This is a genomic window from Geotoga petraea (genome assembly GCF_900102615.1).
GTDB lineage: Bacteria > Thermotogota > Thermotogae > Petrotogales > Petrotogaceae > Geotoga > Geotoga petraea.
The window spans coordinates 266,020-282,587 of record NZ_FMYV01000002.1 but is presented as its reverse complement, the minus strand read 5'-3'; the positions used below and the strand labels follow the sequence as shown (position 1 = coordinate 282,587).

The 16,568-nt window shown below is 28.7% G+C and carries 14 protein-coding genes; 5 read left to right on the top strand and 9 right to left on the bottom strand.

The window, feature by feature from the left end:
* The first annotated feature begins 42 nt into the window (after window positions 1-42).
* Window positions 43-501, top strand: a complete 459-nt coding sequence (locus BLS00_RS03650) for a gamma-glutamylcyclotransferase family protein (RefSeq protein WP_091402911.1) — start codon at window positions 43-45, stop codon at window positions 499-501.
* An 82-nt stretch (window positions 502-583) separates the two neighbouring features.
* Here the strand turns inward: BLS00_RS03650 and BLS00_RS03645 are convergent, their stop codons facing one another.
* The 5 genes from BLS00_RS03645 to BLS00_RS03625 form a co-directional block, all read right to left on the bottom strand.
* Window positions 584-2,296, bottom strand: coding sequence for a hypothetical protein (locus tag BLS00_RS03645; protein ID WP_091402910.1), 1,713 nt, complete (start codon window positions 2,294-2,296; stop codon window positions 584-586).
* Window positions 2,297-2,370: 74 nt separating this feature from the next.
* A complete protein-coding gene (hydF, locus tag BLS00_RS03640) occupies window positions 2,371-3,534 on the bottom strand; it encodes a [FeFe] hydrogenase H-cluster maturation GTPase HydF (RefSeq protein ID WP_091402908.1) in 1,164 nt (387 codons plus the stop codon).
* Window positions 3,535-3,538: 4 nt separating this feature from the next.
* Entirely contained in the window at window positions 3,539-4,594 is a 1,056-nt protein-coding gene (hydE, locus tag BLS00_RS03635) for a [FeFe] hydrogenase H-cluster radical SAM maturase HydE (protein ID WP_091402907.1), read from the bottom strand.
* Between the two features lie 9 nt (window positions 4,595-4,603).
* Window positions 4,604-6,019 (bottom strand): [FeFe] hydrogenase H-cluster radical SAM maturase HydG, encoded by a 1,416-nt coding sequence (gene hydG / locus BLS00_RS03630; RefSeq protein ID WP_091402905.1) that lies wholly within the window; start codon window positions 6,017-6,019, stop codon window positions 4,604-4,606.
* Window positions 6,020-6,026: 7 nt separating this feature from the next.
* Window positions 6,027-6,275, bottom strand: coding sequence for a TM1266 family iron-only hydrogenase system putative regulator (locus BLS00_RS03625; protein WP_091402904.1), 249 nt, complete (start codon window positions 6,273-6,275; stop codon window positions 6,027-6,029).
* Window positions 6,276-6,638: 363 nt separating this feature from the next.
* On the opposite strand from BLS00_RS03625, the gene BLS00_RS03620 reads away from it, so the two are divergent.
* Complete coding sequence (locus BLS00_RS03620; RefSeq protein WP_091402903.1) at window positions 6,639-7,676, top strand: AI-2E family transporter; 1,038 nt, start codon at window positions 6,639-6,641, stop codon at window positions 7,674-7,676.
* A gap of 38 nt (window positions 7,677-7,714) precedes the next feature.
* Here the strand turns inward: BLS00_RS03620 and BLS00_RS03615 are convergent, their stop codons facing one another.
* A complete protein-coding gene (locus tag BLS00_RS03615) occupies window positions 7,715-8,569 on the bottom strand; it encodes a YihY/virulence factor BrkB family protein (RefSeq protein WP_091402901.1) in 855 nt (284 codons plus the stop codon).
* A gap of 98 nt (window positions 8,570-8,667) precedes the next feature.
* A complete protein-coding gene (locus BLS00_RS10560; protein ID WP_176759829.1) occupies window positions 8,668-8,841 on the bottom strand; it encodes a hypothetical protein in 174 nt (57 codons plus the stop codon).
* A gap of 220 nt (window positions 8,842-9,061) precedes the next feature.
* Between BLS00_RS10560 and BLS00_RS03610 the strand changes: the two genes are divergently transcribed.
* The 3 genes from BLS00_RS03610 to BLS00_RS03600 are packed head-to-tail and all read left to right on the top strand — an operon-like array spanning window position 9,062 to window position 12,773.
* A complete protein-coding gene (locus BLS00_RS03610) occupies window positions 9,062-10,912 on the top strand; it encodes a sensor histidine kinase (RefSeq protein ID WP_167848969.1) in 1,851 nt (616 codons plus the stop codon).
* Entirely contained in the window at window positions 10,890-11,441 is a 552-nt protein-coding gene (locus BLS00_RS03605) for a response regulator (protein WP_167848968.1), read from the top strand. The genes BLS00_RS03610 and BLS00_RS03605 overlap by 23 nt, the downstream gene beginning before the upstream one ends.
* Window positions 11,442-11,444: 3 nt before the next feature.
* Window positions 11,445-12,773, top strand: a complete 1,329-nt coding sequence (locus BLS00_RS03600) for a TrkH family potassium uptake protein (RefSeq protein ID WP_205742415.1) — start codon at window positions 11,445-11,447, stop codon at window positions 12,771-12,773.
* Between the two features lie 82 nt (window positions 12,774-12,855).
* Here the strand turns inward: BLS00_RS03600 and BLS00_RS03595 are convergent, their stop codons facing one another.
* Both BLS00_RS03595 and nth read right to left on the bottom strand, forming a co-directional pair.
* On the bottom strand, window positions 12,856-15,846 hold the full coding sequence (locus tag BLS00_RS03595; RefSeq protein ID WP_091402897.1) for a PolC-type DNA polymerase III: 2,991 nt from the start codon (window positions 15,844-15,846) through the stop codon (window positions 12,856-12,858).
* Window positions 15,847-15,928: 82 nt separating this feature from the next.
* Window positions 15,929-16,558 carry an endonuclease III gene (gene nth, locus BLS00_RS03590; protein ID WP_091402895.1) on the bottom strand — a complete coding sequence of 210 codons (630 nt, stop codon included), beginning with the start codon at window positions 16,556-16,558 and terminating at the stop codon, window positions 15,929-15,931.
* Window positions 16,559-16,568: the final 10 nt, after the last annotated feature.

Below are 16,568 nucleotides of genomic sequence, written 5' to 3'. Positions count from 1 at the left end.
TTATATATAGTGAAAAAAATATCTCATTGGGAGGAGATTAACATGTACTATTTTGCTTACGGGAACAACATGAATCCCGATATTTTCAAGGAACAAGGTGTTGAATTTTTTACAAGGAAGAAAGGAATTATAAGAGGTTATAGGATTATTTTCAACAAAAAAGCAAAAGATGAAAATTATTCTTTTGCCAATATAGAACAAACTGGAAACGGTGAAGATGTTATAGAGGGAATTCTCTATGAATTAGATGATGGTGAAATGAAAGAAATAGATAAAAAAGAGGGATTTCCAACTCAATATAGCAAATATAGGATCGATGTAGAAACTGATGGGGGAGTTGTTCAAGCTATTGTTTATATAGCTCAACCAGAATGGATAGATAATAATCTGAAACCTCCAAAGTTCTATATAGAAAATATGCTTAAAGCTAAAGATCTAATATCACCTGACTATTTAAACTTCATAGAAAACATAGAAACTTTTGAAGAAGATAATAGTTAATGAAGTCTACAAATAAATTTTAAATTTAAACGGTTAGCAAAAATTATTCACAAAAAAAGAGGTGATTTAAATCACCTCTTTTTCACATAAGATCGTTGATATTTTTCTTATTATTCTTTAAAAAATCATCGAATTTGTATATATCCTCTTTATTTTCTAATGCTTCTCCTGCTTTGTAAGAATTTTCAAAACTTGAAAGTTTGTCTTCTGGTATTCCAGAAAAATATGACAATTTCTTTTTGTCTTTCAATAAGTTTGTAAAAATTTCTGGGTATTCTTCCATATAAGTATCAAGTTCATTTTCTTCATTATATAGGAAACCGTCTTGATCTAAAATATGATAGTAAGCTTCTTTTGTACCAGTTTTATTTGATATAGTTAGAGCTTCAATAAGCACTAAATTTTTAAACAATTTATTCCAATTAACAATATTAGGATAATCAGTTTTTAAGTTTTTTAAAAAAACTACTGCTTTTTCAGCTTCGCCATAATTTTTTGTGTAGTTAGCCAACAAAGAGTATTGCACTATTTTTTTATAAACAAAGTTCATGTCAAATTTAGTTGTTTCTGATTTATTTAAAAGAGTTTTCACCTCTTCTAAAATCAAATTGGTTTTATTGTAATAGGATGTGTTCAAACTATCTCCGAAAAATCTATCTTCGTTATAAGCTAAAAATTCCATTCCGGCTATATTCATTGTTTCTACAATATCTTCAATAACATTGTCAAAACCAATATTCAAAAGTTCTAAGTTGTTGAAATAAGTATCCATCTGTTTATAAGGGTTATTATCATAGCTATCTACTTGCAAAATATTACCTTGAGATAAATAAATGTGTTTATTGTTTTTACTGTCATATCCATGGACGTTAACCTGATCAGGAATATCTATTGGGTTGACTAAAACAAATCGATCATTGTATAAAAAATACTCTCCAGTATATACTTCTTCCAACTGGTGTTTAAGGGCAAAATATTTTTTGACTCTTGAAGCTTTTTTTGAGTCTATATAAGCAATATTTGTAGATAAAAAAGAACCGATATTTCCCAAAGCTATTTTTGTAAAAGTTTTATCTTGTAGGTTTATTAGCACTGTATTGACTGCATCCACAAAATTATTATGGTGATAAACCCATTTCTCATCTATGTCGAAAATATATTCATCCGAAAGAGATTTAAAATATAGATAATTATTTTGTGGATCTGAAAAGTATCTTATATAATTATCATCATATTTGTTACCATTTTCTTGCCCCTTATAGTCAGATATAATAAAATAATCATTAAAAATGTGCATTTTTGCTTTAGAAGAAAAAGGCTTGTTATTTTCAGAATATTTCAAAACTAATCTATCTTCGTTGTTTTTATAATCTACAAAATAAAACTCTGATTTACCATCTTTGATAACCTTTACTATTATCATATCTCCATTGGGGTGAAAATAAACATTGGCTGCTTTTTTTAAAATAATATAGTTCAAATCATTTTCAGAATTATAAACAATTACCATCCCATTTTTATTAATACCGGTAAACTTAAGGCCATCTTTAGACACGCTGTAATCAAAAAAACTTTCGCCCTCATAAATCTGGTTTATATTATCTAAATCAGAAGTATCCCAACCTATAATATCGTATAATTTATTTTCTAAGACATGTGTTACCAGAATATTTGTCCCGTCAAAAAAGTTTCCAGTATATTCGTAATTAGTTTGTTTTTCATATTCTTCAAAAGTAATTGAAAATGTTATAATACTTAGAACTAAAAAGACGATAAAGGTAACTTTTCTATACATAATAAAAACCCCTTTCTGATTATTAAGATATTATTAATAAAATTATACCATATTAACAATCAAAAAAGGGAAAACTAAAAATCTTCCAAAATAACCCTATCCAAAACACCATGAAGATAAGATATTAAAACACCATAATTAAAAATAGGAATATTCAGCCTTTTTATATGTTCTAACCTCCTCATCATCATAGTTCTTGTCAGTGTACAACCTCCACAATGAATTATTATCTTGGTGTCTTGAGTATCTTTTTCATCCGGGAATTCTTTACCTGCAATAAAATCAAATATAAGCTTTTTATTGGTGTATTTTTTTAACCATTTTGGTATTTTAACTCTTCCTATATCTTCTGCTAAAGGTCTATGTGAACAGCCTTCCATTATCAAAACTCTATCACCATTTTCCAGTTTTTCAATGATATCAATATCTTTTGACAAAATACTTAAATCACCTTTATGTCTTGCTTCTAAAATAGAAAAAGTAGTCAGATTAATATCTTCTGGAACTTTTTTATTAACTTCTTTAACAGCTTGAGAATCTGTTATAACAAGTTTCGGTTTTCCTTTTAGATTAGATAAAACTTCAGGTATTCCTTCAACAGAAGTTTGAATTGGGAAGGCCTTTCTATCCAAAATTTCTCTTATAGCTGTAACCTGTGGCATTATTAATCTTCCTTTTGGGGCTCCAGTATCAACAGGTATAACCAAAACTACTATGTCGTTTTCTTGAATGAATTCTGGAATCAAAGGAACTTCTTTTTCTTCTGGTTTTATTTCTGTTATTTTTTGTTTTAAATTTTCTATTCCTTCACCATTTTTAGCTGAAACCTTGACTAAATTTTCTTCATCTATTTCTATATTAGCTACATCTATTTTATTTAAAACTATTAAATAAGGAATCTTGTGTTTCTTAAAAGTATTAATAATCTTGTAGTCAAAGTCGTCTAAATTCTTATCTATAACTAAAAGGCCGATATCTCCTTTCATAAAAGCCCTTTCAGCCCTCTTCACTCTTTTTTCTCCAATATACCCTACATCATCTATTCCCGGAGTATCGATTAGGGTAACTGGACCAATTGGTTGTAATTCCATAGTCTTATAAACAGGATCTGTTGTGGTTCCTGGTGTATCAGAAACAAGAGCTATATCTTGTTTTAAAAGGGCGTTGATTAAAGAAGATTTTCCAACATTTCTCTTCCCGGTTATAATTATGTTTAATCTATATCCGCCTAATGACATTTTTTCACCTTCCCAAAGCTTTTGTAGTTATAGGACAAATCTTTATTTCCCTCTTTTCAAGTTCGTCTATGGTTTCAAAAAAATCTATTTTGGCCTTGTTGTCGTATATGTTGTAATTCTTTCTAAATTTATCTGGAGTTATGTTTACCATAACAACATTGCAAAAATATTCTAATGCATCGTAGTGTGTTTTTATATCAAGAGTTCCCAAAGCGGTTGTAACTGGCATTTGCGAATTAGGAACAACAAATCTCGCGGCACAGCAGGCGTTCAATGTCTTTGTTATAGAGCCATTTTCCATATTTTCATAGGGAGTGTTCTTAGAAGCAATTAGTGGTCCTATCCCAATCATAATAACCTTTTCATCTCTTATAAAAAGCAGATCATCTGCAATGTCTGAATTGGTTTGCCCGGGCAATCCGATAATAAAACCAGAACCAGTAACATACCCAATTGAATTGGCGTATTTCAAGAGGCCCAATCTTTTTTCATATTTTTTATCTGGATTTACTTTTTCAAAAAGTTCTCTGTTAACTGTTTCGTGTTTTAAAAGTGTTCTTATCGCCCCTGCTTTTTTATATTTGAAATAAGATTCAAAATCTCTTTCTCCAATAGAAATAGAAATTGGTAATTTGGTTAATTTTTTTATTTTTTTTATAAGTGCTATGATCTTATCATCATCGTAAAAATAATCTTCTCCACTCTGAAGAATTATTGTATCTAACCCCAATTTTTTCACTTTCTCAACTGCTTCTAATATGTCTTCTTCTGTCATTCTATATCTTTTTAGGGTTTTATTATCTCTTCTAATTCCACAGTAATAACAGTTTTTTGAACAGTAATTGCTGAACTCTATTAATCCTTTTATAGAAACATAATTAGCAGTAAAGTTTTCTTTTACTATAGAAGAAGCTTTATAAAGCAAATTTCTTTGCGGATCATCTTTTTCTAACCCTAAAATATAGAGAATAAATTCTTTGTTAAGAGTTTTGTTTTCAGTAAAATAATCCAAAAGTTTTTTACCTTTAGTATTTAATTTGTTGTAAATTGATTCAAACATAAAGCACCTCTAAAAGTATAAATCTCTTTCGCCAGTTTTGATTCTATCTATATTTGCCTTTAATGCATCTTTCATCTTTTCGTCTTTTATATTTTTGATTTCTTTGCCTATAACTCTCAAACAAGATGCCTTAGTTTCTTCAGAAGCATAATCAACTGCGTATTCCATGAGAGTACTTACAGCATTTGGAGTACAAAATCTCTTTACAAATCCAGGAATGGCAAATTCCATAAAGTGCTCACCAGTTCTTCCAAGTCTATAACAACCAGTACAAAAAGAAGGAAGGTAATCTTCATCAGTTAGCTGTCTTATTACATCATCTAAAGTTCTTTGATCTCCAAGTACAAATTGCGATTTTTTATAAGCTTCTTTATCATTGGTTGAATAAGCTCCTACCCCTATATTTGAACCTGCATCAATTTGTGATACCCCAAACTGCATTAATTCGTTTCTAATTTCAAGTGATTCCCTTGCTGTTAAAATTAACCCTGTATAAGGAACGGCCAGCCTCAAAATAGCGACGAGTTTTTTAAAAGTGTAATCATCAACTAAATGTGGTGGTTGTTCGGATATTGGCGTGTTCAAAGCGGGCTCTATTCTTGGAAAAGAAATAGTATGAGGCCCAACATTGAATCTTTCTTCAAAATGTATAGTATGAGATAATAGTCCCATCATTTCAAACTTCCAGTCGTACAATCCGAACAATGCACCTATTCCAACATCATCTATGCCAGCTTTAAAAGCTCTATCTAAAGAATAGAGTCTCCATCTATAGCTGGATTTAGGGCCACTTGGGTGAACCTTTTTATAAGTCTCTTGGTGATATGTTTCTTGAAAAACTTGGTAAGTACCAATGCCAACATCTTTTATTTTCTTAAAATCTTCAACAGTCTGTGGTGCGGCATTTATATTAACTCTTCTTATATTACCTTTTCCACTCTTAACAGAATAAACTTCTTTCACCGTATCAGCAATAAAATCCGCATCATATTGAGGATGTTCCCCATAAACAAGGATCAACCTTTTGTGTCCGCTATTTACTAAAGAAGTTGTTTCATTTTTCACTTGTTCTAAACTCAAAGAATTTCGAAAAATTTCTTTATTGCTGATTCTAAAACCACAATATTCACAATTATTAATACATTCATTACCAATATACAAAGGTGCAAAAAGAACAATTCTATTTCCATAAATTTTTTGTTTTAGTGTTTTTGCCCCTTCAAAAATCTTTTTGACTAATTCTTCTTCTTCACAGTTTAAAAGAACAGCCATCTCTTCTAAATCTAATCTATTTTTGTTCAAAGATTTGTTTATTATTTCTTCTACTCTTTCTTTTTCTGGATTTTTAGCTTTTTCCAGTAAGTTCTTGATTTTTTCTTCATCTATAAAAGTCTTAGTGTTGTTGTCTTTTAAATAAAACATAATACCACCTCTAATATTTTAAAGTATGTGATTTAACCTTAACTCCGTTTATCTGACCTAACTTTCCATTTAAAGAACCAATTTGGTCTGTAGTTCCCTTAAAAACAACAAAAATAATAGCAACATTATCTTCTTTCATTGGATAGCCTACCCTCAAATTAATATTTTCAGCATTTAAATGAAGCACTTCATTAACTTTACTATAGGCATTTTCTCTATCTGTAATTGCAATGGAAATCATAGCCGTCTTAACATCCATAAAAAAATCCTCCTCCTTGTTATAAAATTCTCAAAGGAAGAGGAAACAATATATCAAATCACGTACTAATAAGCACGAGATGATTCCGTTCATTTTCGTCTTCCTTTGATGTCAGAAAAATTCCTTCATCTTAGGGAAAATATTTAATTGTTCAATTATTAACAATCTCAGTATAACAATCAAACTTTACAAAAAAATTAAGAAAATAATGAGAAAATAAAACCAAATCTCTTCATCCAAGATTATCTTTTTTAAAAACTTATTAAAATTATACAATATTTATCATACAATTTTTAGTTACTATATATATAGCAATGGTATAATAATAAAAAGAAGTAAAATTTTTGGCAAGAGGTGTTTTTTGTGGATAAAAGGATTATAGCTGGTATTTTTTCAATAGTCTATATAAGTTTATTTTTTTTAGTGGGAGTATTTTCCATGAGTGTCTTTTCAACAATTGTTTTTTCAATTGGAATGGTGCTTGTAGTGCAACTCTTCTCTAAAAATCTGATTAAACTATTTAAAATTCCACAAAATCTATCTATATCTCTTTCGTTAATAATAATATTTACAGGGTTAGCTTTCTTAATGTTTTTCTTAGTACCAATGGTTTTTGGTGAAGTCAGAAATTTTGTAATATTTATAAACAACTTCTTTGAAAACAGAACATGGGAATCACTTTTTGAAGGATCATCTGGAATTTTGGGAACGGAAAGCAACGTATTTCCAGAAATAGAGAAGAACTTCTCAGAGTATTTGGCATCTTTACAACCAAAGATAATAGAGTTTTTCAACCAGTGGATTGTGGAATTGCCAAATATTGGCCAAAAATTAGGGTCCTTTGTATTTTTTCATATATTAATAACAATATATCTAAGTTTTTATTTTGACTCTTTTAAAACAAACATACACAAAATCTATCCCAGAAACACCAGAAAAATAGCAGTTAATTTCTTGAAAGACTTGCATATAAATTTGAATAATTTTGTTATTTCTACAATTTTTGCATCATTATTCGTCGGTGTTGGGGCCTTTATAGCATTGAATTTTCTTGACATTAGATATTCACTCTTGCTTAGTTTCTGGGCAGGAATAACCAACTTCATTCCTATTGTCGGTGTGGTTTTTGAATTCATTCCATTAATAATTGTTGGGATCTCCAGCGGGCTTGTAAAAATGCTAATACTTCTGATTATAATGTCAATATTACATGGAGCAGCTTTCGTGTTTTTCCTAAATATAATGAAGGGAAGGGCAAGAATAAATCCAGTTGGGGTAATATTATCCATACTCATATTCGGAGCAGCTTTTGGATTCATAGGCTCTCTAATTGCTGCCCCATCAGCACTTGTAATAAAAGTATTCTGGAACCACTACGTTCAACCACAGTTGGATAAATAAATAAAAATTAAACCCATTCTTTTTTAAAGAGTGGGTTTTTAATTATTGTTTAAATGCAGACATCCGTTGATCTCTGCTCCAATAATAATCATAAGACTAATTATATAAATCCAAATAAGAGAAATAACTATTCCTCCCAAACTTCCATAGGTTGTTGAAAAAATATTGAAATTATTAATATAATCAGAAAAAATAGAAGAGCTGATAATCCAACCAACAGTTGTAAAAATAGAACCTGGTAAAGTGTAAATAAACTTAGTACTAGTTCTCTTATTAAATGAAATACTAAATTTGTATAAAAGGCCAAAAATCAAAACCATAGAAACAAAAGGAATAATAATTCTCATGACATTCCAAAAAGAATAAAAAGAGCCATTAGCTTGTAATTCATTAAAAATCTCATTAGTAATAATCTCCCCAAAAACAAGGGTGAAAAGTACAAATATTATAAGAACAACCAGCAATACTGTAAAAACTATGGAAATCAATTTCAACTTCCAATAAGGTAATTTTTTTTGTATACTGTAAGCCTTGTTAATTGAGCTGATAATAGCAGTGATTCCATTAGAACCTGCCCAAATAGAAAAAATTAAACTAACTGATAAAAGAGTCTGCGAACTCGAATTAATAGTCTCGTTAATAATAGTCTCTAAAATATCTCGTGTTTCAGGTGGTATCTCTATCAAAATGTTTTCGATAAAATCTTGATTAGCTATAGGAGTATACCTCAACAAATTAAAGAAAAAAATCAAAAATGGAAAAATAGATAACAAAAGAAAAAAAGATATATAACCGGCAATAAAACCGACGTCATCTTCTCTCGATTTATTATACAAATTTTTCACAAAATAGAAAAATTTATTATCTTCAAAACTTTTAAGAAAATTCTTCATAACATCCCCCAAATCAAATTTCTTACTTAAATTTTAATACAAAATAAGAACTTAGTCAAAAATAATAGTTTAAAAATAAAACTTATAAAAGAAATTAATTATACCTCAATATCTTTTACATAATCAGTTATTTGTTTTTTATTATCAATATTTACCAAGATATAATATTTTTCTTTTAAATCCCTATTGCTCATAATAATAGAAGATAATTCATCTATTAATTGTTTTTTTGAAAAATTACTCAGATAATTTTTTATTTCAGTTTTTTTCATTTTATCAGCTCCTATAATGTTTTTAGTTAAATATATTATATCAATTTATTGATATAATATATTTAATAATTTATTAATTACTTTCTTCGTATAAGGTTTAATATAATAAAGAAATAATATCATAATCGAAGATAATCTAGTATAATTGGCTATAACCAGCTAGATAAAAAAGCTAAAATTATTCAATCTAAGAAATATAATGGTATCAGAGGTGATAATAATGTTAAATAGTCTTAAGTCTAAATTTTTATTTTTGGTAATTATATTAATCGTTATAATTGGGGTATTAGGTATTTTTTCCTCTTCAAGTCTTTATAGAATGACTAATGAGGTAGAGTTATTAATATCAAATAATTATGATTCTATAAAAGTTTTAAATCAAATGAAATATTCTATAAAAGAGCAAAATAACGCAATTGCAAATTTAATTAGAAACTTCTCAATATTGAATGTCGAGACCTTTTATAATGAAAGAAACAATTTTGAAGATGCCTTAGAATTTCAAAATAACAATATTACCGAAGAAGGAGAGAATGATTTAGTCCAAAACCTTAATAGTAATTATAATAAATATCTAAATCTTTTTGATGAATTAAAAAATAACAGAGAAGATACAGAATTTATTGAAGGATTATATGCTGATAGCATAAGACCTTTATATTCTGAAATTTTAAACAACATTGATGAATTAATCAAGATAAATGAAAATTCTATTTTTGGTTCAAGAGATGAGTTAGTTGATAAATGGAGAAATGTCACAGTTTTGATTGTAGTGATAACGGTTTTTTCTGTTTTTATGAGTATATATTTATCTTTATTTTTGATCAAAAGATTTTTAAGTCCACTTTTTAAATTGATTAATGAAATTAAAACTATTAAATCTATGAGTAAAAGAGAACCGCTGGACATAGAAACAAATGATGAACTTGGTATTTTGATTCAAGAGTTTAATAAAATGACTGAGAGAATAAAAGAGTTTGAAAAATCAACTATTGAACAGCTTGGCGAAGAAAAAAGTAAATCTGTGGCACTTATTAACAATATTCCAGATCCTATTTTTGTGTTAGATGAAAATATGAAATTGATATTGACTAATTATGCATTTAAAGAATTTTTTAAATGCAAAGAGGAAGTTAAACATAAGTTTATTTTTGATATAGTAAAAAATCTTGATTTATACGATATACTGTCTAATTTGGTGAAGAGCGATAAAGAAAATGATTATAGAGTTATTAAAATTGAAATCGAAGATCAAAAATATTTTTTCAATGTTTTGGCTACTAAAATAAGAGATGTAAACGCTAATTTAAACGGAATAATAGTTTCTTTAAGAAATATAACTAAAGAAAAAGAATTTGAAAATATGAGATTAGGCTTAATTTCAAGTGTATCTCATGAATTTAAAACTCCGTTGACCTCTATTATTCTTGGCCTTTCTATTTTAGAAGAAAAAATCAAAAATATTGATAGCGAAAATGAAGAGTTGGTTTTAACTATTAAAGAAGATGTCGAAAAAATTTCCAATCTCATTTCTAATCTTGTGAATCTAAGGAAAATAGATGATATAGACGCTTTTTATGAGTATGACTATGAAGATTTAAATGAAATTGTTAGAACAAGTGTAGAGCAGTTTGAATTTCAAGCTAATAAAGAGAATAAAAATATTTATGTTGATCTTCAAGAAATTCCAAACATTTATATAGATAAAGTGAAGATTAGTTGGGTAATAAATAACCTTATTTCAAATTCTTTAAAACATACAAAGGAGAATGACGATATAGCTATAAAAACTTATCAAAACGATAATGAAAATGTCATTTTTGAAATAGCTGATACTGGAAAAGGAATTAAAGCAGATAAAATTGAAAATATTTTTAAAAAATATTATTCAAGTAGAGAAAATAAAACGAATTATGTTGATGATTCTGGAATGGGACTAACTATATCTAAAGAGATTTTAGATAGTCATGGAGCTTCAATTGAGATAGAAAGTCAAAATGAAAAAGGGACTAAATTTATCATCACGTTCTCAAAAGGAGATAATAAAAATGAAGAAAATTCTGATAGCTGATGATACTAAAAATATTAGGAATTTGTTAGTTTTAGGTATGAAAAATAAAGGGTATGATGTAGAAGAAGCAATAGATGGGGAAGAAGCTTTAAGAAAAATCAATCACAATAAATATGATTTGATATTTTTAGATATCAAAATGCCAAAAATTTCTGGGACAAAAATATTGAAAGAGATGAGGAATAAAGATGATCATACAGATGTTGTTATAATGACAGCTTATGGAACAGTTAAAAATGCAATAGAATGTACAAAATTAGGAACAGTCGCTTATATTCAAAAACCTTTTACTTTTGAAAGGTTAGAAAATACTTTAAAAAATATGGAAACAGCTAAAATTAACAGCTATTATTCAAATGAAGAATTTACTAAAATCAAAGATATGTTTTCCATAAATCCTATTGATCCAGAAATATATAGAAAATTGGGCGATTTTATTGGGGGGAAAAAAGGTGAGATATATAAGGAGTTTTTTCATAAAGTTGCTGAAAAATTGGATAATTTAACAAATCAGAAATTGGAGGATTAAGATATGAAAGCAATTGAACATTTGAAAGATTATTTATCTACAGTAAATCCTGTTAAATTAGTTTTATTTGGATATGTATTTTATATAGTTTTTGGTTGGATAATGTTATCTCTACCTATTTCAACCGTGAATTTTGTAGGATCACTGGATAATCTTTTTATAGCCACTTCAGCTGTTTCTACAACAGGTTTAACAACGGTTTCTGTTTCTGATAGTTATACATTTTTTGGAGAATTTGTAATTCTTCTTTTAATTCAACTTGGCGGTATAGGTTATATGACTTTTTCATCTTTTGTAATACTAACAAGAAAAAAACAGTTACCAAAAAATGTTTCTGAAGTTTCACAAACTGTTTTTTCCATTCCTAAAAATTTCGTAATAGAAAAGTTCATTTATTCAGTTATATTTTTTACTGTCATAATTGAAACCATTGGAGCTTTTGTTTTGTATTTTATTTTTATTAATGAAGGAGTAGATAACGCGATTTGGCAGGCAATTTTTCACAGTGTATCAGCATTTTGTACAGCGGGGTTTAGTTTATTTAACAATAGTTTTGTAGATTTTTATAATAATTTTTGGTTAAATTTGACTATTTCAGGGTTAAGTTTTTCAGGAGCTATTGGTTTCATTGTTTTTGTTGACTATTGGAGAAAAATAAGAAGAAAAACTGAAGCAATAACCTTAACTTCAAAAATAATTTTGAGAACAACTTTTTATCTGGTTATATTTGGGACATTTTTAGTGTTTATTTCAGAACCATCTATAGCTGATTTACCTGCACATGAAAGACTTATTACATCATTTTTTCAGGTAATGACATCTATAACTACTGTTGGATTTAACACTATCAATGTTGGTGGTTTGATGAAATCAGTGTTGTTTTTTACAACTATATATATGATTATTGGAGCTTCGCCTTCTGGTACTGGTGGAGGACTTAAAACAACAACTTTTACAGCTGTTTATGGACTTGTAAAAAGTACTCTACAAGGGAAAGATGACGTTTATTTTTGGAAAGCTAAAGTTCCAAAATCAAGAGTTAATAGTGCCGCTGCTGGTTTTGTCTTTTATTTTGTAGTTTTAGCTTTAGGAGTTTATATACTTTCTTTAACTGAAAACACAGATTTTATTAGTGTTGCTTTTGAAGCTGCTTCTGCTTTAGGAACTGTTGGTTTGAGCATGGGGTTAACGAGTTCTCTTACTGTAATTGGTAAAGTTTCTATTATATTACTTATGTTAGTGGGAAGAACTGGACCATTAACTTTTGGTGCAGCATTGTTTGTAAAACCGAAATTGATTTTTGATAATAAAGAAACTGATTTAGCTATTTAAATATAATTATAAAAGAAGAATAAATACTTCTAAAGCTTTAGAAGTATTTATTTTATTATTCTTAAAAAATAAGTAAATTATATTAGAATAGAGGTATTTGGCTTTTTTCTGGCATGTTTTTGAAGAAACCTGTGGTTTTTAGTTTTTCTATTATTCTTTTACTTATTTTTGTCCTCTTTTTGAAATCTTCTATTGATATAAATTTTTTCTCTCTTTCTTTGAAAATATTCTCAGCTCCTTTTATTCCGATATTTGGGATCTTGGTTAAAGGAATTCTCAGATTTTTTCCCTCTATGACAAAATCAGTTATGTGTGATTTGTATATGTCAGGTGGAAGAAAATAGTACCCCTGTTTTTTCATTTCGTAGGCCGTTCTCAATACAGAATAAGTCAGGAATTTTTCAAAGTCGTGTTTGTAGGATATATCTGATAATTCTTCTATCTTTTTCATCATAAGTTCTTCGTTGAATATTGTATCTATATCAAATATTTTTGCTCTAACACTAAAATAGACTGAGTAGAACTCCAATCTGTAGTAAAGTTTGTAAAAGGCTATTTTATATGCCATGAACATATAGGCTACTGCGTGAGATCTTGGGAAAAGGTATTTTATTTTTATTAGTGATTCGATGTACCATTTTGGGACTTTTTTTGATGTTAATAAATTTAATTCTTCTTCAGTTAGTTTTTTGCCTTTTCTGACTTTTTCCATTATATTAAATGCTTTTTTCGATTCTATTCCATAGTGTTCCAGAGTTAGTAAAATGTCATCTCTACAGGAAACAACTTGATTTACAGATACTTGCTTTTTGAGTACTAACTCTCTTGCGTTGTTGAACCATATGTTTGTTCCGTGTGAAAGGCTGGATGTTCTGGCTAAATCGTAGAATGATTTTGGTTTCGTTTCAGATAACATCCTGTGTGCAAAAGGTGTCCATACTTCTGGTATTCCAAGAGTTCCTATTTCTACTTCTATTTCATCCAAATTTATTTTCAGTGGCTTTAGGGATGAAAAAAGTTCGAGAACGTCTTTGTCATTCATCGGGAGATTTTCATAGTTTATTCCTGTTAAATCTTTAAGTTTTTTCAAAAATGTTGGTGCATCGTGTGCTAAAGCATCTATTTTTAAAAGATCATTTTCCAAAGCTTCATAATCAAAATGTGTTGTTAGAATTCCTTTCTCTTTGTCGTTTGCCGAATATTGGTACGGAGTAAAATCGTTTATTTCGTTTTCTTGTGGAATTATTATCATTGCGCTCGTGTGTTGGCCTGTTGTCATTTTTACCCCGTTTAGTTTTTCAGCATAATAAAATATTTTTGCTATGTGGCCTTCTTTTTTTAGGTATTTTTCGGAGAATTTTAGTGCGGATCTTTTTGCTATTGTGTTTATAGTTCCAGCTTTGAAGCAGTGTTCTCTTCCAAATTTTTCTTCCAAATATCTGTGTATTTTAGTTTGATATTCTCCAGAGAAGTTTATGTCTATATCTGGAATTTTCTTCCCTTCAAACCCCATGAATATTTCAAACCTTATGTTATGTCCATCGCTTTTTAGATCTTTTCCGCATTTTGGGCATTTCTTTCTTTCCAGATCAAACCCACATATGTTTAAGTTATCTACGAAATCAACGTATCCGCATTTACAGTAATAATGAGGGGGAAGTGGATTTACTTCAGATATTCCAAGTATAAAAGCTATTAAAGAAGAGCCAACTGATCCCCTCGATCCAACAGGATATCCATCTTCTTTTGATTTTAAAATCATTTCTCTTGCAAGTAGAAAGATAATTGCATATCCATTTTGTATTATAGGATTTAGTTCTTTTTCTATTCTATCTTCTATAATAGGGTGAAGGTTTTCTCCGTAAATCTTTTTTGCTTTTTGGTAGGCTAAATTTCTGAGCTTTAAATTTTCGTCTTTTATTTTTGGTGCGTGTAATTTGTTATCAAGGGGGGATATATTTTCTATAGAGTCTACCAATTTTTTCACATTTCTAACTGCTATCTTTTTTGCCTTTCCTCTTTTTCCAAAAATCTCTATACCCGATTGAATCATTTCTTCTGTTGTTTTAAGATACCTTTTAGAATTGTATATTTTATTGAATTTTTTTAGAGTTTCTGTTCCTTTTTGCAGGGCGTTGTGAATTTCTTTATCTTTTTCATATATGTAATGGACATTTCCTGTTAGTATTACAGGTATATTTTCGTTTTCTGCTGCTTCAGTTATTTTTAAATAAAACTCTTTGAGTTTTTCTTTTGTTACTCTATCATCCTCTTTTGCGTCTAATGGCTGTATTTCTATGTAGTCAAAAAACTTAACTTTTTTTAGAAACATTTCCTCCTCCTGCTTGAGGTAGAAATACATCAAGATGTTCTTTGTACAAGCACTACCTATGTACATCCCTTCTCTATATTTTTCAATATCTTGTGCATTTATTACTGGATTCCTATCGTTTAAATTCATATGAGATTTAGATATTATTTTGTACAGATTTTTTAAGCCACTTTTATTTTTTACCAATACTGTTATATGAAAAAAGTCATTTAGAAATGGTTCAAATACTGTAAGTTCAGCACCAAATACAGGCTTTATATCATATCGTTTAGAAAGGTTCCAAAAAACTGGTATGTTTTGAACAGATTCGTGGTCTGTTATAGCTACATGGGTATGACCCCAATACTTCAATGTTTTTAATAGTTCTTCTATATCCACAATGGAATCTTGTTCACTTAATTTAGAGTGCAGGTGTAATTCGACTCTTTTTTCTATTGAGCTGTCTTTTTTTTCGAAGTTGAAATATTCTTTGTGAGCAATTACTGAAAAAGAGTAATCCCCATTAATATCGTCAAATTCAAAGTATCCTTCTGCTTTTATAATGTCGTATTTTTTGTATGGAAGGTTCTTTTCAAATATTTTAAGTATAACAGCGTCTTCGTTATCTGTTATAAAAACTTGTGTGTAATCTTTTTTATCGTCTTCATCGATGAGAAAGATTTTCCCATATAAGCTTATGTATTGTTTTGTTAATCTATATTTTAAAGCTTTTTTTACTGAAAGAATTTTATCTTTTTTCATGAAAACCCCTCCTTTATACTTATGTATAATTATACATGAAAAGTATAAAAATTTCAATAAAAAAAAGTAGTTTAACAAAAAGTTAAACTACTTCGCTTGAATTTTCTTTATAATAATCACAAAAACCGTTTAATGGACATTTATTACACTTCGGGTTTCTTGGCTTGCAAACTTGTTGACCAAAAGCAACCATTGATCCGTTTAAAGGTCCCCAGAATTCTTTTGATATTATTTCCATTATTTCTAATTCAGAATCTTCAGGTTTTTTTGTATCTATCCATCCCAATCTATTGGCTATTCTGTGAACGTGTGTATCTACTGCCATGGCTTCTTGACCAAAGGATACATAAAGTACTATGTTTGCTGTTTTTCTACCAACTCCAGGTAACTTGATTAAATCATTTATATTTTCAGGAACTTTTGAGTTGTATTGTTCTACAATTATCTTGGACAAATTTATTATTCTCTCTGACTTCTGTTTGTACATTCCTGCTGGTTTTATTAAATCATAGATGTCTTCTGGATTTAGTTTTGCTATTTCGTTTATGCCTTTGTATTTTTCAAAGAGCCTTATGGTTGCTTTTCGAGTATTTTCATCTTTTGTTCTTTGAGAAAGGACCGTGGATACTAATACGATGTATGGGTCAGTAAATTCATGTAGGTATGGAAAATTTTCTATGATTATCTTTGCTTCTTTGTCGTAATTTCTCATAATTCCTCCT